Annotated in this window: 24 protein-coding genes and 1 riboswitch; of the genes, 5 read left to right on the top strand and 19 right to left on the bottom strand. The window is 36.0% G+C overall.

Annotated elements, in window-relative coordinates; all coding sequences use genetic code 11:
- Positions 1-103: 103 nt before the first annotated feature.
- Entirely contained in the window at positions 104-604 is a 501-nt protein-coding gene (locus tag CDZ89_RS03795; protein ID WP_096156783.1) for a phosphatidylglycerophosphatase A family protein, read from the top strand.
- Positions 605-897: 293 nt separating this feature from the next.
- Here CDZ89_RS03795 and CDZ89_RS03785 read toward each other — a convergent pair whose 3' ends face one another.
- The 3 genes from CDZ89_RS03785 to CDZ89_RS03775 form a co-directional block, all read right to left on the bottom strand.
- A complete protein-coding gene (locus tag CDZ89_RS03785) occupies positions 898-1,668 on the bottom strand; it encodes a TIGR01457 family HAD-type hydrolase (protein WP_096156782.1) in 771 nt (256 codons plus the stop codon).
- Between the two features lie 99 nt (positions 1,669-1,767).
- Positions 1,768-2,205: a DUF86 domain-containing protein gene (locus CDZ89_RS03780; protein ID WP_100333299.1), complete on the bottom strand. Its 438-nt coding sequence runs from the start codon at positions 2,203-2,205 to the stop codon at positions 1,768-1,770.
- 23 nt (positions 2,206-2,228) lie between these two features.
- Complete coding sequence (locus tag CDZ89_RS03775) at positions 2,229-3,533, bottom strand: EAL domain-containing protein (RefSeq protein ID WP_096156780.1); 1,305 nt, start codon at positions 3,531-3,533, stop codon at positions 2,229-2,231.
- Positions 3,534-3,765: 232 nt separating this feature from the next.
- Here CDZ89_RS03775 and CDZ89_RS03770 point away from each other — a divergent pair, with 232 nt between their 5' ends.
- Both CDZ89_RS03770 and CDZ89_RS03765 read left to right on the top strand, forming a co-directional pair.
- A complete protein-coding gene (locus CDZ89_RS03770) occupies positions 3,766-4,032 on the top strand; it encodes a DUF3055 domain-containing protein (protein WP_096156779.1) in 267 nt (88 codons plus the stop codon).
- Positions 4,033-4,119: 87 nt separating this feature from the next.
- On the top strand, positions 4,120-4,383 hold the full coding sequence (locus CDZ89_RS03765; RefSeq protein WP_096156778.1) for a cytosolic protein: 264 nt from the start codon (positions 4,120-4,122) through the stop codon (positions 4,381-4,383).
- Positions 4,384-4,453: 70 nt separating this feature from the next.
- On the opposite strand, the gene CDZ89_RS03760 is transcribed toward CDZ89_RS03765, so the two are convergent.
- Complete coding sequence (locus CDZ89_RS03760; RefSeq protein ID WP_100333298.1) at positions 4,454-4,789, bottom strand: YutD family protein; 336 nt, start codon at positions 4,787-4,789, stop codon at positions 4,454-4,456.
- 115 nt (positions 4,790-4,904) lie between these two features.
- Here CDZ89_RS03760 and CDZ89_RS03755 point away from each other — a divergent pair, with 115 nt between their 5' ends.
- Positions 4,905-5,585, top strand: coding sequence for a YhcN/YlaJ family sporulation lipoprotein (locus CDZ89_RS03755; RefSeq protein WP_100333297.1), 681 nt, complete (start codon positions 4,905-4,907; stop codon positions 5,583-5,585).
- 51 nt (positions 5,586-5,636) lie between these two features.
- Here the strand turns inward: CDZ89_RS03755 and lipA are convergent, their stop codons facing one another.
- Positions 5,637-6,533: a lipoyl synthase gene (gene lipA, locus CDZ89_RS03750; RefSeq protein ID WP_096156775.1), complete on the bottom strand. Its 897-nt coding sequence runs from the start codon at positions 6,531-6,533 to the stop codon at positions 5,637-5,639.
- A gap of 294 nt (positions 6,534-6,827) precedes the next feature.
- Between lipA and CDZ89_RS03745 the strand changes: the two genes are divergently transcribed.
- Positions 6,828-7,778 carry a M23 family metallopeptidase gene (locus CDZ89_RS03745; RefSeq protein WP_227521568.1) on the top strand — a complete coding sequence of 317 codons (951 nt, stop codon included), beginning with the start codon at positions 6,828-6,830 and terminating at the stop codon, positions 7,776-7,778.
- A gap of 86 nt (positions 7,779-7,864) precedes the next feature.
- Here the strand turns inward: CDZ89_RS03745 and CDZ89_RS19535 are convergent, their stop codons facing one another.
- The 14 genes from CDZ89_RS19535 to sufD form a co-directional block, all read right to left on the bottom strand.
- Positions 7,865-7,978, bottom strand: coding sequence for a methionine/alanine import family NSS transporter small subunit (locus tag CDZ89_RS19535; protein WP_141395247.1), 114 nt, complete (start codon positions 7,976-7,978; stop codon positions 7,865-7,867).
- Positions 7,978-9,513 (bottom strand): sodium-dependent transporter, encoded by a 1,536-nt coding sequence (locus CDZ89_RS03740; protein ID WP_096156773.1) that lies wholly within the window; start codon positions 9,511-9,513, stop codon positions 7,978-7,980. Before CDZ89_RS03740 ends, CDZ89_RS19535 begins: the two co-directional genes overlap by 1 nt.
- A 511-nt stretch (positions 9,514-10,024) precedes the next feature.
- Positions 10,025-11,587, bottom strand: coding sequence for a Na+/H+ antiporter NhaC family protein (locus tag CDZ89_RS03735; protein ID WP_096156772.1), 1,563 nt, complete (start codon positions 11,585-11,587; stop codon positions 10,025-10,027).
- A 140-nt stretch (positions 11,588-11,727) separates the two neighbouring features.
- A riboswitch (Lysine riboswitch) is annotated at positions 11,728-11,916 on the bottom strand.
- A gap of 244 nt (positions 11,917-12,160) precedes the next feature.
- Positions 12,161-13,264, bottom strand: a complete 1,104-nt coding sequence (locus CDZ89_RS03730) for an HD-GYP domain-containing protein (RefSeq protein ID WP_096156771.1) — start codon at positions 13,262-13,264, stop codon at positions 12,161-12,163.
- A 213-nt stretch (positions 13,265-13,477) separates the two neighbouring features.
- Positions 13,478-13,780, bottom strand: a complete 303-nt coding sequence (locus tag CDZ89_RS03725; protein ID WP_096156770.1) for a YunC family protein — start codon at positions 13,778-13,780, stop codon at positions 13,478-13,480.
- A 68-nt stretch (positions 13,781-13,848) separates the two neighbouring features.
- On the bottom strand, positions 13,849-15,222 hold the full coding sequence (locus tag CDZ89_RS03720; protein WP_096156769.1) for a bifunctional metallophosphatase/5'-nucleotidase: 1,374 nt from the start codon (positions 15,220-15,222) through the stop codon (positions 13,849-13,851).
- A gap of 111 nt (positions 15,223-15,333) precedes the next feature.
- Positions 15,334-15,714, bottom strand: coding sequence for a hypothetical protein (locus CDZ89_RS03715; protein WP_100333296.1), 381 nt, complete (start codon positions 15,712-15,714; stop codon positions 15,334-15,336).
- A 29-nt stretch (positions 15,715-15,743) separates the two neighbouring features.
- Entirely contained in the window at positions 15,744-16,091 is a 348-nt protein-coding gene (locus CDZ89_RS03710; RefSeq protein ID WP_157842674.1) for a hypothetical protein, read from the bottom strand.
- Entirely contained in the window at positions 16,081-16,593 is a 513-nt protein-coding gene (locus CDZ89_RS03705; protein ID WP_096156767.1) for an RNA polymerase sigma factor, read from the bottom strand. The genes CDZ89_RS03710 and CDZ89_RS03705 overlap by 11 nt, the downstream gene beginning before the upstream one ends.
- Positions 16,594-16,852: 259 nt before the next feature.
- Complete coding sequence (locus CDZ89_RS03700; protein ID WP_100333294.1) at positions 16,853-17,701, bottom strand: DUF72 domain-containing protein; 849 nt, start codon at positions 17,699-17,701, stop codon at positions 16,853-16,855.
- Between the two features lie 141 nt (positions 17,702-17,842).
- Complete coding sequence (sufB, locus tag CDZ89_RS03695; protein ID WP_096156765.1) at positions 17,843-19,240, bottom strand: Fe-S cluster assembly protein SufB; 1,398 nt, start codon at positions 19,238-19,240, stop codon at positions 17,843-17,845.
- A 76-nt stretch (positions 19,241-19,316) separates the two neighbouring features.
- The gene (gene sufU, locus CDZ89_RS03690) at positions 19,317-19,760 is read right to left on the bottom strand and encodes a Fe-S cluster assembly sulfur transfer protein SufU (protein ID WP_096156764.1); all 444 of its coding nucleotides are present in this window, start codon (positions 19,758-19,760) and stop codon (positions 19,317-19,319) included.
- Positions 19,750-20,970, bottom strand: coding sequence for a cysteine desulfurase (locus CDZ89_RS03685; protein ID WP_096156763.1), 1,221 nt, complete (start codon positions 20,968-20,970; stop codon positions 19,750-19,752). The genes sufU and CDZ89_RS03685 overlap by 11 nt, the downstream gene beginning before the upstream one ends.
- Complete coding sequence (gene sufD / locus CDZ89_RS03680; RefSeq protein WP_096156762.1) at positions 20,970-22,274, bottom strand: Fe-S cluster assembly protein SufD; 1,305 nt, start codon at positions 22,272-22,274, stop codon at positions 20,970-20,972. Before sufD ends, CDZ89_RS03685 begins: the two co-directional genes overlap by 1 nt.
- Positions 22,275-22,281 lie beyond the last annotated feature (7 nt).

Below are 22,281 nucleotides of genomic sequence, written 5' to 3'. Positions count from 1 at the left end.
AGACAAGGTTTTATCGTGACAAATAGTCTAAAATGCAGGATTTCTCGATGGTTTTGTAGAATAAGTTAGGAATAAATACAATAGAAAAAGACAGGTGAGACTTATGAAACAATTTGAAAAAATGGATGAAGTGGAAAGAAAGGCAAGAAAGTTATTAGAAGAACGTGGCGTTACGTTAAACGATATCGCTGATTTAGTATATTATTTACAATCTAAATACCATCCAGCTTTAGAAATGTCTGAATGCTTGGAAAATGTGGATAGAGTTTTATCTAAACGCGAAGTACAAAACACAGTTCTTACAGGGATCGAGTTAGACATTCTTGCAGAACAAGGTCAATTACAAGAACCGCTACTCCGTATTTTACAAGACGATGAAGGATTATATGGGGTGGATGAAGTTTTAGCTCTTTCTATCGTAAATGTGTATGGTTCAATCGGATTTACAAACTATGGCTATATCGATAAACAAAAGCCTGGAATTTTAGCAACGTTAAATGACAAAGACACTGGTAAATGTCACACTTTCCTTGATGATATTGTAGGAGCAATCGCAGCCGCTGCATCTAGCCGTTTAGCGCATCGCGCAGCGAATACGGAGTGATATTTTTAGGAAGGCTAGCTTAATTTATGATAAGCAGTTTAGAATGAACTTCATTTTTTTGATGAAGTTCATTTTTTTGTTTTTTCTGTGGACTTCATCTGACTTATCAAGTTCATTTTCTTATATTTTCTTTGGAAGAATGAACTTCATCGGCCTTATCAAGTTCATTCTTTCTTTTTTTCTTGAGCAAAATGAACTTCATCGACCTTATCAAGTTCACTTTTTCTTTTTTTCTTGGGCAGAATGAACTTCATCGGCCACTAATATCTAATTGTTCCAACCTCAAAGTCTTTTTAAATATTCTTTATCCATTCTTCTAACGAATGTACAGTATAAGTTGGTTGAGTGTCATACGTTGTTAAATGTTCCTTTGTTGTAACACCAGTGTGAACTAACAGAGTATCTAAACCTGCATTAAACCCCGCTTTAATGTCTGTCTGATAGTTATCGCCTACCATTAACACTTCTTCACGTGGGACACCTAGTACTTTTAAAGCTTGTTCCATAATAATTTTTTCAGGCTTCCCAATGAATGTTGGCTCTGTTTCCGTTGAAACAGTTAAAACAGAAGTTAGAGAGCCGTTTCCTGGTAGTAGTCCCCGTTCAGTCGGTATAGCTATATCACCATTTGTTGATATAAATCGTGCTCCATTTCTAATGTTAATAGCTCCTAATGCTAATTTTTCATATGTAATAGTACGATCAATGCCAGAAACGACTACGTCTGCATTTTCATCCACGATTTCAAACCCTTTTTCCATTAGCGCCGTACGTATTCCTTCCTCTCCAATTACATATACTTTCGCATTTGGGTTCCAATCATAAATGTAGTTTGCCGTAGCATTACTAGTAGTAAATACTTGTTCATCAGTAGTAGGAATAAGAAAGTTACGTAATTTCTCCGCTACTTGTGCTGGCGTTCTTGACGAGTTGTTAGTAACGAATAAGTAGGGAATACCTTTTTCAACTAATACTTTAACGAAATCGCTTGCCTCTTCTATTTTTTCTTTTCCTCGGTACATTGTACCGTCTAGATCAATTAAATAACCATTATACTTTTTCAAATGTTTCACTCTCCATTTTTTACTCTTTTATTATTGTTACCCATTGTGAATTTAAAAACAATAAGAAAAACGCCTTCTCTATAAGAAAGCGTTTTCTAATTAATTTTTGAATGCTGTGACCGGACCAAGTTCATTCGTTAAGTATGACCTAACAGATTCGCAAAAAGTCATTACAACATCTATATTTTCTCTAACAGTAGCTTCTAACCCAGTATGTTCAATTTCTAAATAGTCTTGAACTAATACTTTACGTAAACGGATCAATTGTTTTAGTTTTTCTTCTTGTTCTTTATTGACAACTTTTTCATCTAGTAAAATGTCAATGATGTCTTCATAGCTACCTGGGTCTCTCATGATAAATCCATCTATCATTGCATTACCAACATCTAATAATCCTTCAATGATAGAGATAGCTATTCTTTCTAATGCTTTTTTTTCTAAATTTGTTTCGTATTTCTCGTGAGTCTGAAATAATTCGATGTTCTCTTCTAAATAGACTAATGTACGCTCTATTTTTTCACGGTCTACAAAATACATGTTGAATGTTCCCCCTTTGATGTTTAATGAGAAGGTAAAATGTGAGGTTTTGCATAAAAATAACCTTGTGCAAGATCAACCTTATTTCTAGTTAATACTTGAACCTCTTCTCTTCTTTCGATTCCTTCTGCGACAACAAGCGAGTTTGTTTCTTTGGCGATTAATAGTAATCCTTGTAGCATCGTTTCTTTCACCCGATTGGAATCAATATCTTTTATAACAGATCGATCAATTTTTATAATATCTGGCATTATTTTGCTAATAGTATGTAAGCTTGCATAGCCTGCACCCGTGTCATCTACAGCAATTTTAAAACCAAACTTTCTTAACTCTTTTATATTTTGCTCAAAGTTTACCAAACCGTCAATGGAATCCTGCTCCGTTACCTCAATGACTATATTATTCGGAGTAATGGCTGGGTATTTGCTTAATAAACGTTGTACTTCCCCCATTAAATTAATATTATTCAACGAAGTTGGGGTGAAATTAAGAAAAACCCGTTCTTTACATTTGGCTTCTTTAATTAATTGGAAGGCTTTTTCTAGTATTAACATTTCCAAAGCAAATAACTTGTTTGTTTGTTTAGCAACGGAAAAAAGTTTTAATGGACTTTCCATCATAGAGTTTTTTGGACCTCTTGTTAGAAATTCCCAAGCTTTAATTTTACCGTTAGACACTTCCATAATGGGTTGAGCGAGTAGCGATATTTGTTTAGAAGCGATTATGGCATTTATATCGAAAAGTAAATTGTTATAATCACTCGCTTCTCTTTTTTCAGCCATTTCTACTGCATATTGATAAGCAGTTCGTAAAGACTCTTCTACTGACTGTTCCTTTAAATTTAGGAATACAAAACCATAGCTAGCATTTAGCTTTGACATTGTATGGTCTTTTAGCATATCCCATTGCAGGTCGGTAATCATTTCTTTAATCTTATTATCAAATTGTACTGAACAAGCTTTACTTGACTCTAGTTTGACAATTAATGATAAAGTATCACTATACTGATCTAATAGGCAAACAATGTGGTCGTCCCCTATATGCTTAATTACTTTCTGCTTAACGAGGTTTTTTATTTTTTCTTTGTTTATGTTACATTGTTCTTGTCCAATTTGCTCCCCGATTTGAGTTTTGTTCGGTATGTAAAAAGCGATCACCGCAATATCAAAACCTTGTTTCATCGTTTTTCTTATCGATTGTTCAATAGGATTTCTAAGAACATATATGGAAGGGTAATAACGAAGTGATTTTGTTGGTAGTAGTAACTTTAACCAATTTTGGAAAGTGTTTCTATCTCTATTTTTATGGCCTTCCCAATGACTCCCCATGTATGTACTCCCCTCTACGTTTGGTGATTTATGTATATTTCTTTTATTCAGTGAATTGATATGAATATTCTACCATATTAACCGGTTTTATAACAGAAAGTATTCTTTCTTTTTCTACAAGGAAATCAATTAATTCATTTTTTCTACTCACCTTTTGTTATACTATAAAAGGATAGACGAAAGAAAGATAAAAAGTCACACTAGCTTTAACTTATTTAGGAGGTTTCTTTTAATGGCAGAACGTTTTTTCTTATATGATGATACAGTGGATACGAAAACAAGATTTTGTAGTTTTATGGGCGAAAATAATCGTTTTGATTTAGCAATAATGAGAACAGATCGTTATTACGGAAAGTCCATTGTATTGGACATTCAGAGTAACAGATTTGCAATAATTGGTCATGATGATTTAGATGAGCCAGGATACATTGAGCATGCTTATCAATTAAATGAAGAAGAAGCAGAAGAATTAAGATCATTATTACGTGAAGTAGTTTAATTAAAACCGCTAAACCATTCAATTATTACGTTGAATGGTTTTTCTTTTTTTACAAAAGCTAAAAAAAACATAGTGAGGTGTGTAAAGATGAAGGATAAAAATCGTGATAAAGAAGAGTATCATGACTTTTCTAACGTGGAAGCAATGCATAATTATGTAACACCAGAAATTACGCCAGAAGGTCCATATGGTGCTCCAAGGGGAAAAGATACACCTGTTGAAAATAAGACCACTCCTTGGCGTGAAGATCAACGATACTATAGTGCTTTTAATTACGTAAACAAAGAATTACATGATGATTTGCCAAGACAACATCCAGGTGCCCATCCAATTCACGACGAAAAGGAATAACAAAAAACTACTAAGGCGGTAAGTTTAATTATCCCTCCCTTAGTAGTTCTTTATCATTCTAAAGATTTATCTATTGTTTCTCAACTGGATCTGAAACATTTGTTGTCGGACTCGGACTAATCTCCGGCTGCGGCTTTTTCACTTTTTTCATGACAAAATATGGACAGCCGAAATTACAATACTCATATATGTAATCAGGAAGCGTGCTTATTTTTGTATCATGAGTTGATTTCGGATTCGTGTCCTCAAAGAAGCCTTTTAATCGTAATTGTTGATAACCCCAGTCACCAACAAGGTAATCGTATTTATTTAATAATTCCACGTATCTATTTTTAAATGCTTCTTCGTTAAAAGCTTCTCGATGTTCTTCTATTATTTCATAACAATAATTTCCAACACAGATCATTTTATTGCCTCCAATTCCAAACTTGTTCTTATTTACATTATAGACCATTCTCCATCAATTTCTATGACAAAAATAAAAGAAAAAGGTCATTCTAATAAATGAGGAGGTGTAATCAATGCGAAAATCACTTGCATTGTTAGGTTTATGTGGGTTTACACTACTATCAACTGCATGTCAAGCTGATATGTCACCACAAGAAAGACAAGTTCGTCACGATAATATGCTTCACGGTGATTCCACATTAAACGTATATGACAGAAACGATTTGTATAATGAACGTAACCAAAATGGGTCAAATGCAAATCAATACGGCTTTGTACGTGAGCAAAAAAACCCTATTCCAAACCACCAAGGGTTTGATGTAAGAGCTACAATGGATTACGAAGAAATTGCGAATGCTATTAGTAAAATGGTGGTACAAATACCACACGTTCAAGACGTTGCAACATTAGTAACGGATGAACAAGTTTTAATTGCATATGAAACAAATAGCGACAGTCGTGAATTAACGGCAGATCAAGTTAGTAAATCTGCTTTATCCATCGTTCCTCGTTACTACCACGTGTATGTATCGGATGATCCGATGATGATGAAAGAGATAGAAGGGTTTGGTTTGTTAAATACTAGTAGCCCAAATGTAGAAAGAATATTAGAACCAACCATTCGCCATATGTTAAAATCTCCTCAAGGTAAAAAGCTTAACGATGGGGAAAATGCGAATGGGGAAGGCTTAAATGAATTAAATGAAGATACAATGCATGATGAGTATGGAAGAAGAGAAAAACAAAATCGCTAAAAAAATAAACGGTAAAAGAGGCTCGTTCTTTGAACGGCCTCTTTCTGTCTACTATGCATTAGCTTGTCTAGCTTTTGCTGCTTCGTTAACTTGTTCATCTGCGTGGTAAGAAGACCTTACTAAAGGTCCTGATTGAACGTGGCTGAATCCTTTAGACATCGCAATTTGACGTAACTCTTCAAACTCGTCAGGGTGATAGTACTTTTGTACTTTTATGTGTTTTTTAGAAGGTTGTAAATATTGGCCAATTGTCATTATATCTACATCGTTAGCACGTAAGTCATCCATTACTTGGATAATTTCTTCCTTCGTTTCCCCAAGACCGATCATTAAGCTTGATTTAGTTGGGATGTCTGGTTGCATTTCTTTTGCACGCTTTAAAAACTCAAGTGAACGGTCATATGTTGCACGTGCACGTACTCTCGGAGTTAATGAACGTACCGTTTCAATGTTGTGGTTTAAAATATCTGGACGAGCATCCATTAACATCTTCAAGTTCTCATACACGCCACCCATGTCAGACGGTAATACTTCAATTGTAGTGAATGGGTTTTCTCTGCGAACGGCACGAACCGTTTCTGCGAATACTTTTGCTCCACCGTCTTTTAAGTCATCACGCGCTACAGCAGTAATAACAGCATGTTTTAAATTCATTAGGCGTACAGATTCTGCCACTCTTTCCGGTTCTGCTAAATCAAGTTCAGTTGGTAGTCCTGTTTTTACTGCACAGAAACGACATGCTCGTGTACAAACAGCTCCAAGGATCATAAATGTTGCAGTTCTTCTAACAGCCCAACATTCATGAATGTTTGGGCATTTTGCTTCTTCACATACTGTGTGTAAGTTATTTTCTCGCATTAATTTCTTTAGGTCAGTATAATTCTCGTTTGTATTAAGCTTTATTTTTAACCAGTCTGGTTTACGTATGTATTCTTCTTTCTTTGCCATACTATCAACTCCAACTTTTAATAATTAACTCCAGAAATTTCTATTTTTAAAATCATTCCACATGGGAAAACTACTATTTCTCTTTTGTCACTTTACCAAACATCAGCATAAGAAACAAGTCCAAAACATTACTGTAAAGTTACTTCCATCATTTAGTATTTATTAAATTTCTATTTCACCACAAACTATAAACAAGAAAGTTACTGACAATTTACTTTTAACTTAGAGCGGTAATATTTCGAAAGGAGATTTACGATGATAAAAAAAGGTCTACTTTGTTTATTACTTTTATCAATGATTCTTCCTAGCCCTTCTTTTGCAGCTGAGAAACCATTATCTGATGATGAGATATATCAAAAACGGTTAGAGCTGTATTATAAAATGGAGGCAGTCACACAAATACCTTGGTATTACTTCGCAGGTGTAGACCAATACGAACGCAATATTCGAAGAGTGCGTAGAGATATCCCGAAGCTTACTGGCATTGTCGGTATTTACATAAAACCTGAACGTTGGGCTGGTCCGGCAAATCCTAATCCCCAAGATACTAATCCAACAACTATTCAACTGTTCGGTGGGTTAGGTAAAGACGGCAATGGTGACGGGATAGCTGATTCGACAAATGATGAAGATGTTCTTTACACCATTGCAACCTTTCTACAGTCATATGGCATGGACAAAGATAATATTAAAATTGGACTATGGGATTATTATCAAAGAGATAAGACCGTCGGGTTAATAATGGGTTATGTAAAGATTTATAAAAACTTTCAAACGTTAAAGTTAGATAAGCATGCATTTCCAGTTCCAATTCGTGCGAACTTTAGTTATAGGAATACATGGGGCGATGCTCGTGGTTGGGGCGGCAGGCGTATGCATGAAGGAACAGATATTTTTGCTGGATACGGTGTTCCCGTTCGTTCAACTAGTTACGGAGTAATTGAAACAAAAGGATGGAACAAGTTTGGTGGTTGGAGGATAGGAATTAGAGATGTGAACAATACGTATCATTATTTCGCACACCTAAATGGTTTCGCAAAAGATTTAGCAGTCGGGCAAATAGTGGAACCAGGACAAATTATCGGTTCAGTAGGAAGTTCTGGTTATGGTCCTCCAGGTACAGCTGGGAAGTTCCCACCACACTTGCATTATGGTATGTACAAAGACAACGGGTATACTGAGTGGTCGTTTGACCCATATCCTCATTTAAAGCAATGGGAACGCGCTGAACGAAGAAGAAGATAATTCGTCAAAGTTCGGGTGGTGCCTGGCCCCTATCCTAAAACAAGCAAAAACCGAACGAAAATATCGTTCGGCTTTTGCTTTAATTTTTACGAAGTTGCATTTTCTTTTGCTTTTTTAAGTGCCCACCATATGCTAGCACCTAAACCGCCCCAAATGATCGTTATCCCGATTACCATCATTACAATCGCACTTAATTCCATTATTTAGAAACCTCCTTTGAAGAGGATGTTGGTACTTCGATTGTTTCTTTTGACCATCTCAACTTAGAAAGAACGAAACCTAATACAATCACAGCGATTGCTACAGACCAACCAAATCCAATTGTAAATAATCTTGTAACACCATCGTCTGCACCGTATACATTTTTAATGTTATCGACAAGGCTTTGGATCATCATAAAACCTAACACAAGTGGCGTAATAATGGCTAATGAAGCTTTCCACCATATGCCTAGAATTCCATCTAGTTTGATGTCTGAAACGGAATTTGCATGGTTTTGTAGGTTAGTTAATTCTTTTGCAAAGTATACAACCACAATAATTTGTATTAAACCAGCAAGCGCTACACCAAAGCTATTAATGAAATAATCCATTACATCTAGGAACCATAGTCCGCCTTGAGTTGCGATTAGGATAGAAAATACCCCCGCTAAACCACCACCGTATAATACTGCTTTCGTACGAGAAATATTGAATTTGTCTTGTACACCAGCAACGTACGTTTCAACGATAGAGATTAAAGAAGACAATCCTGCCAGAACTAACGATCCGAAGAATAAGAATCCGAATAACTGATTTAATGCAGGTAATTCATTAATTATTGTAGGGAATACTGCGAACGCTAACACTGGACCAGCCTTTACTACATCAGCAACAGCTGAACCTTGTGTAAATGCTAAGAAGCCTAAGATACTGAATACACCAATACCAGCTAATAACTCAAACGAGGAGTTACTAAATCCAGTAATGAATGCATTATTCGTAATATCCGATTTCTTCGGTAAATAACTTGAATAAGTAATCATAATAGCAAATGCGATAGATAAACTGAAGAAAATTTGACCGTATGCTGCTACCCAAACTTTTCCATCGGTGATGGAGCTCCAATCAGGTTTAAAGAATGCATTCAAACCATCAACAGCACCTTCTAGAGTTAGAGCTCGAACAACAATGATTAGAAACAGAACTACTAATGTAGGAATAAAGATTCTGTTAGCTAACTCAACTCCACGTTTAATCCCTTTGAATAAAACACCTAACGTTACTGCCCAAACAATTAGTAGAGGAATGAAAACACCTGGAACGATACTTCCTACTTCACCAGGGTTTACTAACTGTAAGTAGTCTCCGAATAAGAAATCTTGTGTTTTTTCTCCCCAACTTAAATTGAAAGAGAATACAGAGTAGGACATCGCCCATGCGATGATGGCCGCATAGTACACGGAAATAACAAATGCGATACCAACTTGCCACCAACCGATCCATTCATACTTTTTATTCATTCTTGCATACGATAGTGGCGCTGACCCTCTATATTTATGCCCCATCGTAAATTCTAAAATTAATAGTGGTATACCTGCAGTTAAAAGTGCGAATAAGTATGGTAAGAAGAACGCTCCTCCACCATTATCATACGCTACTGCCGGAAAACGCCAAATGTTACCTAAACCAATTGCTGAACCTACTGCAGCGAATATAAACCCTGCCCTTGTCCCCCATTGCGGACGGTTTTCCATACCTTTTTCCTCCTCGTTCGCCTCTTATCCTTCTGCTAGAAAAAATGATATATGTATAAAGACTATTTCGTAGCAACGAAAAGAATGCGAATCTTTTATTTTTTCTGATTATTCAATATAATTTATACATAGTATAACTAGACTTTATGACTATGTCAAAGCAATTTTTTTATTTATTTTAAATGGTATTATTTCAATATTTAATAGTATTTATGACCAGATGCTAATAACAGAATGTAAACTATTAATATTCCATTCATTAATTATTTTAAAATATTAACCGTCCAATAACAGAAAAAAGGTTGTCCAGAAAGAACTTTCTAAAACAACCTTTTTGAATAAAAAAGTCGTGCCGGTTGTGTGGCCGCTTTCCGCGGGGGAGGCGGTGAGCCTCCTCGAGCCCAAGGGCTCTGTGGGGTCTCACCAGCCTGCCCTCTCCCGCAGGAGTCGGCCACACAACCGGCACTTTATGTCGTAATCATCTTAAACTTCTTAGATATAACCTTTTAAATTATGTTGCTGCTTTCATTCCTCTAAATACAAACCCGACTATTACAAAACTTACAACTATCACTAGTAAGCCTACTAATGTGCTACCAGTCAGACCTAATGCGATAAATCCTAAAGACGCTACACCTGCACTAATTAAAGCGTAAGGCAGTTGCGTTAACACATGGTCAATGTGATTACAGTTTGCCCCTGTGGAAGAAAGAATGGTTGTATCTGAAATTGGTGAACAATGATCACCAAATACCGCTCCAGCTAAAACCGCTGCTAACACAGGTAATAATAACTCAATGTTCGTAGCTGCAGCAATTTGGCCACCGATTGGTAAAAGCAAAGCAAAAGTTCCCCATGAAGTTCCAGTTGCAAATGCTGTAAATCCTGCAATGATAAATACAATAACAGGTAACCAAGCGATGTTCATATTCGATTTTTCAACCACATCCGCTAAATATACTCCTGTTTCTAACGCATCAATTAAACTTGTAATCGTCCATGCAAATAATAAAATATAGATGGCAGGTAGCATGGATTTTGCACCAGCCGCTAAGCCTTTTGTAAATACAGAACTGCTAACATCTCCACTCTTCACTTGACGGAAGAACAACGCAACCGTGACAATTAACGCAAAGATTCCACCATATAATAAAGCTGCAGAAGGATCTGTTTCTTCAAAAATCGCTAATAGCGTTACATCGCCATCTAAAGCCGAGTAACCAGTCCATAACATTGCAGACACTACACCAACTACTAACGATACAATCGGCCATACTAAGTTTCCGATAGAGCCTTTCGTGCTAGACGGTAAGTCTTCCGATAATTGACCTGGCACTTCTTTTTCCGGATCGAATAATTGACCTTTTTCCATCGCACGAGCTTCATGCGTTTTCATTGCTCCAATATTTACATTGAAGTAACTTACTAAAAACACCATTAATAAAGCAGAAAGCACATATAAGTTCATTGGAATCATTTGAATAAATGCACTTAATGCCGACATGTTTGCTACATTATGTGTTACTAAAATACCACCGATAATACCAATAATGTACGCACCCCAACTAGAAATTGGCGAAACAACACAAATTGGTGCTGATGTAGAGTCAATTAAATAGGCTAATTTTGCTCTAGAAACTTTGTGACGATCTGTTAAAGGACGACTAATTTGCCCAACTGCAAGCGCATTAAAATAATCATCGATAAAAATGACAATTCCTAAAATAGCAGTTAAAAATTTAGAACCTCTTCTCGTCTTCACACGATCTAATGCCCACTCGCCGAATGCACGACTTCCACCTAATATAGAAATAAATGCCGTAATAATACCTAAAATAATTAAGAATAATAGAATGTAAACATACCAAGTTTCAATTGCTTTATCGTTAACTGAATAGAAAATAGCTAATACTGCGTTAAAAATAATCGTCGCCATTTCAATTGGATTAAAGTCTGCTAGCAACAATGCTGCAGCAACGATACCGGCTCCAAGTGAAATAAGTACACGCCTCGTCAGGATAACCATTATAATGGCTAACACTGGAGGAATTAATGAAAAAATTGTTCCTTCCATAAGAAAAAACCCCCTAAATTTGTTTTGGTTGCTGACTAACGCAAACCGGCTACAAAAAAAGAGGGCTTTTGAACATAAAAAGACGTAATGATAGAAGATAACTATCATTACGTCTACTTGTAATGTATGTTATATTCCATCCGATCAGTAGCCCTCCATTATGAACCCGTTCGCTCTAGTCATAATGACAGTGTTATCTTTATTCAAGATAACCCCAGCAAAAAAAGCATGACGGCTTTTTTTACTTCGGCAAAGCATCCTTTCTACTACTATCACAGGAGTCACCCTCCAGTAGTTTACTCTTATGCTATGCAACCTCTACCTCATTGTATGATAAGGTCAATATTAAATTTTATTATTTGAGTCCGTTTCATAATGTATTACTACTATACGAAAAACGAATAATTACAGCGTATTTTTATTAAGAACACCTTTAAAAACAAATAAATAGCTCCGTATAATAGTAAAACATTCATTTTTCACTAAACGAACCGTAATTATAAAATTGATTCATTAAAAAATATAACATATTGATTCTACTAGTACAACCGTAAAAATATGTTCTTTCTAGTATTAGCTAACTGCCGCTATACTCTCTTTATCGTTACACTTAACAATTGTTACATCTAGTTGCTCTTTAAGGTTTATATCATATGGAGTTTCTAATTCGTTTCCATTTTCTTCTATTACACGTAAAATTGGGCGTTCTGTCATCTCTTTGTTCTGTCCAATGACAATTGCTTTACGATTATCACTAAGTTCAACCGCTAAGCCATACGGATAAATGGCTACTGATTTTCTGAATGCATCAATGATGGCTGGATCATATAGAGAACCTGATCCTCCATATAAAATCTCTAACCCTTCATGAGGTAACATTGCATCACGATATACTCGATGAGAAGTAACTGCATCAAACACATCTGCTACAGCTAAAATTTTGCCAAATAAGTGTATGTCTTTTTCTTTAATGCCTCTAGGATATCCACTACCATTTAATCGTTCGTGGTGTTGGAAAGCACAATGTGCAACAAGAAGTGGCACCGTATGCATTTTTCGGATTAAATCAAAGCCTTTTGTTGTATGGCTTTTCATTTCCACAAATTCTTCACTCGTAAGTTTTCCAGGTTTATTCAGTACTTCTAAAGGTACTAGCATTTTGCCAACATCATGTAATATCCCACCTAGACCTAATATCTCTAAGTCTTTTTGAGGCAAGCCAAGTTTTAAGCCGATAGAAAGTGCATATATGGTTACATTTAATGAATGGGTAAATACATAGTTATCATGAACAAATACATCTGTTAATAAAGTAGAAACTTCATTATTCCCCTTCATATCAGAAAGTAGTAGTTGTATTAAATCTTTTAATTGTTTGGTAGATTGGTCCATTATAAACCACTTACTAAGTTTCTCACCTTTAAATGCTTCGAACGTTTCAGTTATTGTTTGTAATGCCTCTGTTTTAACACGGTCTGATACCATGGATGGAATAATAATATCATTCGTTCTCGCATCTTCTAAATAAACAAAAGTTACTTTTAGTTGGATTAGACGTGAAATCATTCTATCTGTTAGTGGAATTCCGCTTTTAAGCAAGATTCTTCCACTTTCGTTATAAATGGATTTAGCAAGCTTCATTCCTGGCTTCAATGATTTAGTATGTAATAATCTCATGATTTCTCCTATCTATCTCTCGACAAAATTTTTGATTATTTACCTTCATTATATATAAAAAAAAGAATATTTCATGGTTTTTTTGCAAAAAAACACGAATTATTCCTAAATAACTATATTTATACAATTTTATAAGTAAATATAGAATAATTTTTACGTTTACAACACAAAAATATGAAAGGCCGCATAAAAGGTAGCACGGCCCAATACTTGTTAAAGCATTTTTAATAGTGCTTCTTTACCTGGCATTCCAACATGAATCCCTCTGTTTTCTGCTTCTATCGTGACAGATTCTAACGGGGCTTCAAGCAACTGCTCGATTGTTCGAACGCCAACTGCTCTTCCAGCAATAATCCCACGATCCTTTAATTTTTCATTCAATAATGCAACATCGAGGGCACCGCACATTATATAGCCTTTTTCTGCAGTTACTGCCATAAAGTTCGTTTTAGGTAACTTAACGATTACAGCAGTAAACTGTTCTCCATTTATGATAATTGGTTTCATTTCGACCATGGATAATGCTCACTCCCTTCCATTAATACTTTATGAAGGGGGCGTAGAATTCGTGTAATGATTATTAGTCATTTGCACATTTCTTTTGTTAGCTTTTTTAGTTTCCAAGTAAGTACATCTCTGAGCAATTCGGGCATGTAGAATTGTTTTTTTGCTCTTTTAATGGTTGGGAACCATTTGCCGAACGTGAACATATCAATTGTTCCAACACTATAAGTTTCAGCTAGTTTTAGTGGTACGTTAGCGACTAAGATTTCTTTTATTATTTTTACTCCATCTTTGTTTTGTCCATAAATAATTTCCAAATTAGAAAAAGACATTTTCCCCATCACTTCTCCGCGAAATCCTAGTCCTTTTACACGAATTTGTTCATGTTCTTCTTTGTTTGCTTCTAGTATAATTTCTCTTAATTCTTCCCCTTTTAACTCCACTTTACAAGGATTAATAGGGTGGGGACATATTCGATGAATTTGTTCAGCAGAAATTACCCCAGCTTCTAAGTTGTTTAGAATAACTCCGTTGTTGACCATTCCTATATCAGCCCTACACCACTCCTTTAATGCTTCGGCAAGCGTAGAGGCTAATGGTGACTGCTCAAACCATCTGCTTATTAATGGGTAGCTAATATGGACAATTGGCTCACTTAGAGATTTCTTCGCTAGGTTGTAGGCGTCGTTAATTTCTTGTTCTAGCTCCTTGTTAGAATCAACATCATTTAATGAATGTAAAAGACATGATTTATGAATTTGATTGCCTTCTATTGCTATGTTTACCTCTCCAATATAAGCTCCATGTTTTCCTGCGCCACAAAGTAGCGTATTTCCTATCATCTTTCCTTCTGGTAATACGTGATGAGTGTGACCACCTAAAATGACATCTATTTCTGGAAATCTGCTTGCAAGTTGTTCATCATCGGAAATACCAAGATGAGATAACACAATGATGGCATCTGTTTTATCTTTTATGTTTTGTAAACAAGATTCCATTGCTTCGAACGGGTCTATAATGTACCACCCAAGCAAATCATAGAAAAGCTTATAATAGACCGTAACGCCAATAAATCCTATATTCATACCATTTATATTTTCAATTACATATGGTGAGAGCCAATCCGGCCTTTTTTTATCTTTTTCATATAGGTTTGCGGCTAGCACTTGGAAAGTAGCTGAGTCATACAATTCGGAAAGAGCATTATAATCTAAAGTAATTCCTTCATTGTTTCCGAACGTCACGTAATCATAGCCTAATTTGTTTAGCATGAGCGTGTTTATTTTTCCACTAGTTGCTTCTGTTATTGGATGAAAACGGTCCATATTGTCACCAATATCCATTAATCGAGTCGGAATAGTATCTTGTTGTTTTTCTAAGAATGTCGCTAGTTTTGGATATGTCTCAAAGTAACTATGTATATCATTCGTGTGAAGTATGCGGAACTGCTTCATTTGCTCGCTCCTTTTTTCAGTTCAATATTCTATATTAAGCATTGTAAAATATTTCTGTAGTATATGTATAGGTTTATATAGAAAAAACCTAAAAGCAGTGGTGCTTTTAGGTTAGTTTATTAATTCAAATGTTTTTAACATGTTATCCATTCTAACTCCGTGACCTTCATATGCTTCAAAGAAAAACTGTTGTTTTATAATAAATGTACCACCTTTTTCATTTGGGAAGATGTAGAATCGAACAACTTCATCGTTCCATTCATCTCCTTGTCTTGCTTCGAATAGCGTTGCAGATATTGGAGTATGAACGATTGCTTGTTCTTTTATGATTGCATATTCTTTTTGTACTATAGTTTGAATTTCCGTAAGTATCTCTTCTAAACTTTTCTCTGATTGTCTAATTTCCATAAATACTTCGGGATAAGAATTTTCAGTAGATTGTGTTTTTGCTGCTATTATTTTGTTGTCTTGTTCGTTTGTTACTGTATACATTTCTTCGTCAATATAAATGGCATAATCCGCTAATCGATCACTTTGGTTTCTTTAATATCTAGTGAATAATCAACCTTTTCATCTGTTCCTTCTAGTTGTTCTGTAATCGTTTTTTCTGGAACTAGCAGGTCTTTTATGTTAGACATTAAGGCATGTCCTGTTGGGGTTGCAAGAACATATATTAAACCGATAGATGCTGCTATACTAGCAAAAAAGCTAACTTTCCTCCATTTTTTCACTTTTCTCTTATTTTTTTCTAGAGCAATTGTTTTTTTCTCAATTTCATTCCATATATCGTCTTTCATTTTTACTGCTTCTTCTGTTGAATTTTTTAATACATTGTGAATTTCATCATCTAGATTTTTTTTAGCCAACATAATCACTCCCAATTAACCGTTTTAGCTTTTCTCTACCTTTAAATAATCGTGACTTGACTGTGTTTAAATTTAAGTTAAGCATGCTAGCGATTTCTTTTTCTGAGAAACCGTTTAAATATTTTAATATAATTGGTGTTTTATTAATGGCATCTAAGTTTTCTAATGCTTCATGTAAATACATAAAGTCTTCTGATTCTTGTTGGACGCTAGTTGGAATGTTGTTATCGACAAGCTTTATGTTTTCGGATTCTTTCTTTAAGTAACGATAGCATTCATTAGTTAATATGGTGAAAAGCCAAGTTTTAAAATTTCGATCTATATCAAACGAGTCTATGTTTCGATAAACTCGTATAAACGCTTCTTGAACAACGTCTTTTGCGTTGTGGCTGTTTTTTGTAATGGACATGGCATATCTGATTGCATCTTCTGCATATAGGTCATATAGTTTTTTAAATGCATGAGAATCGCCATTTTTAAATTGAATAATCCATTCTCGTTCCACTAGGTTTCACCTCTTTTTATTCATTTCACTAATAATACCTTAGAAGTTCCTTAAAAGTTTTTTACATGAGTGAGTTTCATAATGTACAATTATTAAACGAAAAACGAATATTAAACCTATTCTTTCATAAAATTAAAGTTTTATATCGAACGTTATTTAATTATAATAAACGGAACATTCGTTTTTCACTAAACGAACAGTAATTATGAATTTGTTTCACATTATAAAAAAAACACAAAGATGAATTTGTGTTTTTTGGTTAGAATAGATCGAGTTGTTTTGGGGCTAGTCCTTCATATTCGATGTTTAACATCTCAATGAATTGTTTGGCGTTGTTTGCGGCATGACCGCCGGAGTTGTTATTGAATAGAATGTATATATCTTTACTCACTTTTGAAAGTTGTTCCACGTGATTTTTCCATTGATGGAGTTCTTCCTGATTGTAATCATATAAGTACCTTACTTCACGCCAGTCGGTCCCTTTTGCTGGTCTTGTCCAACCATGCTTGTTTCGACCGTGCATTCTTATAAGTGTTTTATGTTTCGTTGTAGGATGGAGAACGGTTGGAATAGATCCTGAGCCTGCTTGTGGTTCATCACAAATACTATGTATCCATTTTCCTTGTTCCATGAATTGTAATGTTTTTTGTTCAAATTGTGGGTGAAACCATGATTGATGACGAAATTCTAATGCTACTTCTATATCCCCCATTTGCTGTTTGCACCAACGTATGTATTGAACATGTTCTGATTTGCAGTCAAACCAAGGTGGAAATTGAAACAATACCATTGCTAGTTTGTTCGATTCTATAAATGAAACGATGGATTGTTTAAAAGCGTGAAACATTTCTTCTTTTGTTTCAAATGGAATTTCTCCACGCTGATGCCCAGTCATACCTTGATATGCTTTTACGATAAACTTGAAGTTTTCTGGTGTGTCTTTTACCCATTTTTCCACGTTACGTGTTGGTTGAATGGCATAAAAAGAGGAGTCAACTTCCACTGTAGGAAAGTGTGCTGCGTATTCTTTTAATTTATCACGAGTGGAAATACCGCTAGTATATAAACTATCATGGTCACCCCATCCAGTTACTCCTATATAAATCATGATTGTCACCTCGGGGATATTTTAACATAAATAGTAGAGGAAAAATAAAAAAATAGCTTTTGGAGAATGAAGATTATTGTGTTGGAGGTAAATAACTCAAAAAAAACCCGCCATTTTAGACGGGTTTCATAAAAAATCTATTTATCCAATAGAACCTTCCATCTCGAACTTGATTAGACGGTTCATTTCTACTGCGTATTCCATTGGAAGTTCTTTTGTGAATGGCTCGATGAAGCCCATTACGATCATTTCAGTTGCTTCTTCTTCTGATAAGCCACGGCTCATTAGGTAGAATAACTGCTCTTCTGATACTTTCGAAACTTTCGCTTCGTGCTCTAAAGAGATGTTGTCTGTGAACACTTCGTTGTAAGGGATTGTATCAGATGTAGACTGATTATCCATAATTAACGTGTCACACTCGATGTTGGAGCGAGATCCGCTAGCTTTTTTACCAAAGTGTACAATTCCACGGTACGTAACTTTTCCACCTTGTTTAGAGATAGATTTAGAAATGATAGTAGAAGACGTGTTTGGCGCTAAATGAATCATTTTTGCTCCAGCGTCTTGGTGCTGACCTTTACCAGCTAATGCAATAGAAAGTGTCATACCACGAGCACCTTCACCTTTAAGGATTACTGCTGGGTATTTCATCGTTAATTTAGAACCGATGTTACCGTCAATCCATTCCATTGTTGCGTTTGCTTCACAAACAGCACGCTTAGTAACTAGGTTGTAAACGTTATTTGCCCAGTTTTGGATTGTTGTATAACGGCAATATGCGTCTTTTTTAATGATGATTTCAACTACTGCACTGTGAAGTGAGTTGGTTGTGTAAACAGGTGCTGTACAACCTTCTACATAGTGTACGTGTGCGCCTTCGTCTACGATGATTAGTGTACGCTCGAATTGGCCCATGTTTTCAGAGTTAATTCGGAAGTACGCTTGAAGTGGAGTGTCCACTTTTACGCCTTTTGGTACGTAGATGAAAGATCCACCAGACCATACTGCCGAGTTTAATGCAGAGAATTTGTTGTCTGTTGGAGGGATAACTTTCGCAAAGTGCTCGCGGAAGATATCTTCATTTTCTTTTAACGCTGTGTCTGTATCTTTAAATACTACACCAAGATCTTCTAAATCTGTTTGCATGTTGTGGTATACAACCTCAGATTCATACTGAGCAGAAACACCTGCAAGATATTTTTGTTCTGCTTCAGGAATACCTAATTTATCAAACGTTTGCTTGATTTCTTCTGGTACTTCATCCCAAGAACGCTCAGACCTTTCAGAAGGCTTTACGTAATACGTAATTTCGTCAAAGTTTAAGTTGCTTAAGTCGCCACCCCATTGAGGCATTGGCATGTTATAGAACTGCTCTAAAGATTTTAAACGGAAGTCTAACATCCATTGAGGCTCGCTTTTCATACGAGAGATTTCTTCAACGATTTCTTTCGTTAATCCAAGACCAGAACGGAAAATCGACACGTCTTTGTCTTTAAAGCCATATTTATAATCGCCGATTTCAGGCATTTTTTTAGCCATTTTACCTTTCCCTCCATTCAAGAGGTGAGCAGCTCGCAATAAAAAGATTGCCTTTAGAGCTGCTCCCTAAAACATTTTATTCATCTTGTTCGCTAGAAACACCTTTTTCCATTGCCTTCCAAGCGAGCGTTGCACATTTTATACGAGCTGGGAATTTTGAAACACCTGATAATGCTTCAATATCACCAAGGTCTAATTCATCTTCATCATACTCTTTTCCAAGCATCATGTCATAGAAGATTTTGGATAGCTGTAATGCTTTCTCTACTTCTAACCCTTTAATAGCTTGAGTCATCATAGAAGCAGAAGACATAGAGATGGAACATCCATCGCCGTCGAATTTTGCATCGACAACTTTTCCCTCTTCAATCTTCAGCGTTAAATGAATTCTATCACCACATGTTGGGTTGTTCATTTCGATTGTTACGCTATCTTCTTCTAAGGAACCTTTATTACGTGGATTTTTATAATGATCCATAATTACTTGTCGGTATAGAGTATCTAAGTTATTAAAAGACATCGCTGAAATACTCCTTCGTTTTCACTAGTCCTGCAACAAGTTTGTCGATTTCTTCCTCTGTGTTGTACAAGTAGAAGCTTGCACGTGCAGTAGAAGATACGTTCAACCATTTCATCAATGGTTGTGCACAGTGGTGACCTGCTCTTACAGCAATCCCTTCTGCATCTAAAACAGTTGCGACATCGTGAGGATGTACATCTTCTATATTAAATGTTACAAGTCCTGCTCTTTCTTTAGGTCCGAAAATGGTAATGCCTTCAATTTCAGACATACGCTCCATTGCGTAGTGAGCAAGTTTATGTTCATGTGCTGCAATATTTTCTAAACCTACTTCTTGTAGAAAGTCAATTGCTGCTCCAAGCCCAATTGCTCCAGCGATAATAGGAGTACCACCTTCGAATTTCCACGGTAGCTCTTTCCATGTTGACTCTTGTAAACCTACAAAGTCAATCATTTCGCCACCGAATTCGATTGGCTCCATTTTATCTAGCAAGCTTTTCTTTCCATAAAGTGCACCAATACCAGTAGGAGCACCCATTTTATGACCAGAAAGTGCGAAGAAGTCGCAATCTAAGTCTTGAACATCTACCTTCATATGAGGAGTACTTTGCGCACCGTCGACAACCATAATGGCACCTTTACGATGAGCAATTTCTGTAATCTCTTTTATCGGATTGATTGTTCCAAGAACATTTGATACTTGCATAATGGATACGATTTTTGTGTTTTCTGTAATCGTTGCTTCTGCATCTTGGATCGTAATTGTTCCATCTTGCTGAAGCGGCAAATATTTTAAAGTAGATCCTGTAGCTCTTGCCACTTGTTGCCAAGGAATGATGTTACTATGGTGCTCCATATAAGTAATGACGATTTCGTCACCTTCTTTTAAGTTAGCACGTGCATAACTAGAGGCTACTAAATTTAATGCTGTAGTTGTTCCACGAGTAAAAATAATTTCTTCACGGTGTTTCGCGTTAATGAATTTCTTCACTTTATCACGAGCACCTTCATATCCGTCTGTCGCTCTCGTTCCGAGTGTATGCACACCGCGGTGAACGTTAGAATTATATTCGCGATAGTATTTATCTAAAGCTTCGATAACAGCTAGTGGCTTTTGCGACGTTGCTGCACTGTCTAGATAAACTAACGGATGGCCGTTAACCTCTTGATGAAGGATAGGAAACTGCCTACGAATATCCTGGATATTCATTATTTTACTTTCCTTTCAATCACTTCAACTAACTGCTTTCTCACTTTTTCAATTGGAAGAGCTTTTACTACTGGTGCTAAGAATCCATGAATTACTAAGCGCTCTGCTTCTTGCTTTGAAATACCACGGCTCATTAAGTAGTAAAGTTGAAGTGGATCTACACGACCTGCAGAAGCTGCGTGACCTGCTGTTACATCATCTTCGTCAATTAGAAGAATTGGGTTCGCATCTCCACGAGCTTTTTCAGAAAGCATTAATACGCGAGATTCTTGCTCTGCATTTGATTTTGAAGCGCCATGCTCGATTTTACCAATTCCATTAAATACAGAACTAGCACTATCTTTCATAACACCGTGCTTTAATATTTGTCCATCTGTTCTTTTACCAAAGTGAATAACACTTGTCGTAAAGTTTTGCTTTTGTTCTCCACGGCCAACTACAACTGTTTTCGTGTCACCCATAGAGCCATCGCCCACAAGGTTCGTGATGTTTTCAGAAATCGTGTCACCATCGTTCATTAAGCCTAATGCCCACTCAATTTTCGCGTCACGTCCTGTAACTCCACGACGGTTTACGTAAGTTGTTACACCTTTACCTAGTGTATCTACTGCCCCGTAAATAACATTCGCATTGTTGTTAGCAATAACTTCCGTGATGATATTGAAGATAGCACCTTCGCCATCATTTATAGAAATGTAGTTTTCTACATATGTTACAGAAGCGTTGTCTTCTGCAACGATTAACACATGGTTAAACATTGCTTCTGCTTTGTCGTGTACATAAATAGCTTGAATTGGATCAGCAATTTCCACGTTTTTAGGAACGTAAAGGAATGCTCCACCGTTTAATAAAGCTGCATGTAAAGCAGTTAGCTTATGCTCATCTACTTTTACTCCATCTTTCATGAAGTATTTTTGTACTAAATCACTATGATTCTTTGCAGCAGAAATGATGTCCGTAAAAATAACACCTTTTGCAGCTAAATCTTCACTAATAGAAGAAAAAATTGGTGTGTTATCCACTTGCACATAAACGTTTGGTACATGATCAACATCTAATAATGATTTTACGTTTTCTGGTAAAGAATCTATAGAAGTGATGTTACTTTCAACTGTATGGTTTTGGAAGTTTGTAAAGTTCCATTTTGTAATCTTCGTCTTATCAGGCTTTGGTAACGGAAGTTCTTCCGCTAGTGCAAGAGCTTGTAAGCGAAGATCTAGCAACCACTGAGGTTCTCCGTGACCTTTAGAGAAGTTGCTTACGTATTCTTGGTCAAACGGTAATTTCGTCGTTTCTAACGTCATGATAATC

The sequence above is a fragment of the Bacillus alkalisoli genome (genome assembly GCF_002797415.1).
GTDB lineage: Bacteria > Bacillota > Bacilli > Bacillales > Bacillaceae_I > Bacillus_CD > Bacillus_CD alkalisoli.
The sequence above is the reverse complement of the archived record's forward strand: the minus strand, read 5'-3'. Positions and strand labels throughout refer to the sequence as shown.

Excerpts from the sequence above, each read along its gene's own strand:
- CDZ89_RS03795 (WP_096156783.1), top strand. The coding sequence starts at position 104 with ATGAAACAATTTGAAAAAATGGATGAAGTGGAAAGAAAGGCAAGAAAG.
- CDZ89_RS03780 (WP_100333299.1), bottom strand. The coding sequence starts at position 2,205 with ATGTATTTTGTAGACCGTGAAAAAATAGAGCGTACATTAGTCTATTTA.
- CDZ89_RS03775 (WP_096156780.1), bottom strand. The coding sequence starts at position 3,533 with ATGGGGAGTCATTGGGAAGGCCATAAAAATAGAGATAGAAACACTTTC.
- CDZ89_RS03770 (WP_096156779.1), top strand. The coding sequence starts at position 3,766 with ATGGCAGAACGTTTTTTCTTATATGATGATACAGTGGATACGAAAACA.
- CDZ89_RS03765 (WP_096156778.1), top strand. The coding sequence starts at position 4,120 with ATGAAGGATAAAAATCGTGATAAAGAAGAGTATCATGACTTTTCTAAC.
- CDZ89_RS03760 (WP_100333298.1), bottom strand. The coding sequence starts at position 4,789 with ATGATCTGTGTTGGAAATTATTGTTATGAAATAATAGAAGAACATCGA.
- CDZ89_RS03755 (WP_100333297.1), top strand. The coding sequence starts at position 4,905 with ATGCGAAAATCACTTGCATTGTTAGGTTTATGTGGGTTTACACTACTA.
- lipA (WP_096156775.1), bottom strand. The coding sequence starts at position 6,533 with ATGGCAAAGAAAGAAGAATACATACGTAAACCAGACTGGTTAAAAATA.
- CDZ89_RS03745 (WP_227521568.1), top strand. The coding sequence starts at position 6,828 with ATGATTCTTCCTAGCCCTTCTTTTGCAGCTGAGAAACCATTATCTGAT.
- CDZ89_RS19535 (WP_141395247.1), bottom strand. The coding sequence starts at position 7,978 with ATGGAATTAAGTGCGATTGTAATGATGGTAATCGGGATAACGATCATT.
- CDZ89_RS03740 (WP_096156773.1), bottom strand. The coding sequence starts at position 9,513 with ATGGAAAACCGTCCGCAATGGGGGACAAGGGCAGGGTTTATATTCGCT.
- CDZ89_RS03735 (WP_096156772.1), bottom strand. The coding sequence starts at position 11,587 with ATGGAAGGAACAATTTTTTCATTAATTCCTCCAGTGTTAGCCATTATA.
- CDZ89_RS03730 (WP_096156771.1), bottom strand. The coding sequence starts at position 13,264 with ATGAGATTATTACATACTAAATCATTGAAGCCAGGAATGAAGCTTGCT.
- CDZ89_RS03725 (WP_096156770.1), bottom strand. The coding sequence starts at position 13,780 with ATGGTCGAAATGAAACCAATTATCATAAATGGAGAACAGTTTACTGCT.
- CDZ89_RS03720 (WP_096156769.1), bottom strand. The coding sequence starts at position 15,222 with ATGAAGCAGTTCCGCATACTTCACACGAATGATATACATAGTTACTTT.
- CDZ89_RS03715 (WP_100333296.1), bottom strand. The coding sequence starts at position 15,714 with ATGTATACAGTAACAAACGAACAAGACAACAAAATAATAGCAGCAAAA.
- CDZ89_RS03710 (WP_157842674.1), bottom strand. The coding sequence starts at position 16,091 with ATGTTGGCTAAAAAAAATCTAGATGATGAAATTCACAATGTATTAAAA.
- CDZ89_RS03700 (WP_100333294.1), bottom strand. The coding sequence starts at position 17,701 with ATGATTTATATAGGAGTAACTGGATGGGGTGACCATGATAGTTTATAT.
- sufB (WP_096156765.1), bottom strand. The coding sequence starts at position 19,240 with ATGGCTAAAAAAATGCCTGAAATCGGCGATTATAAATATGGCTTTAAA.
- sufU (WP_096156764.1), bottom strand. The coding sequence starts at position 19,760 with ATGTCTTTTAATAACTTAGATACTCTATACCGACAAGTAATTATGGAT.
- CDZ89_RS03685 (WP_096156763.1), bottom strand. The coding sequence starts at position 20,970 with ATGAATATCCAGGATATTCGTAGGCAGTTTCCTATCCTTCATCAAGAG.
- sufD (WP_096156762.1), bottom strand. The coding sequence starts at position 22,274 with ATGACGTTAGAAACGACGAAATTACCGTTTGACCAAGAATACGTAAGC.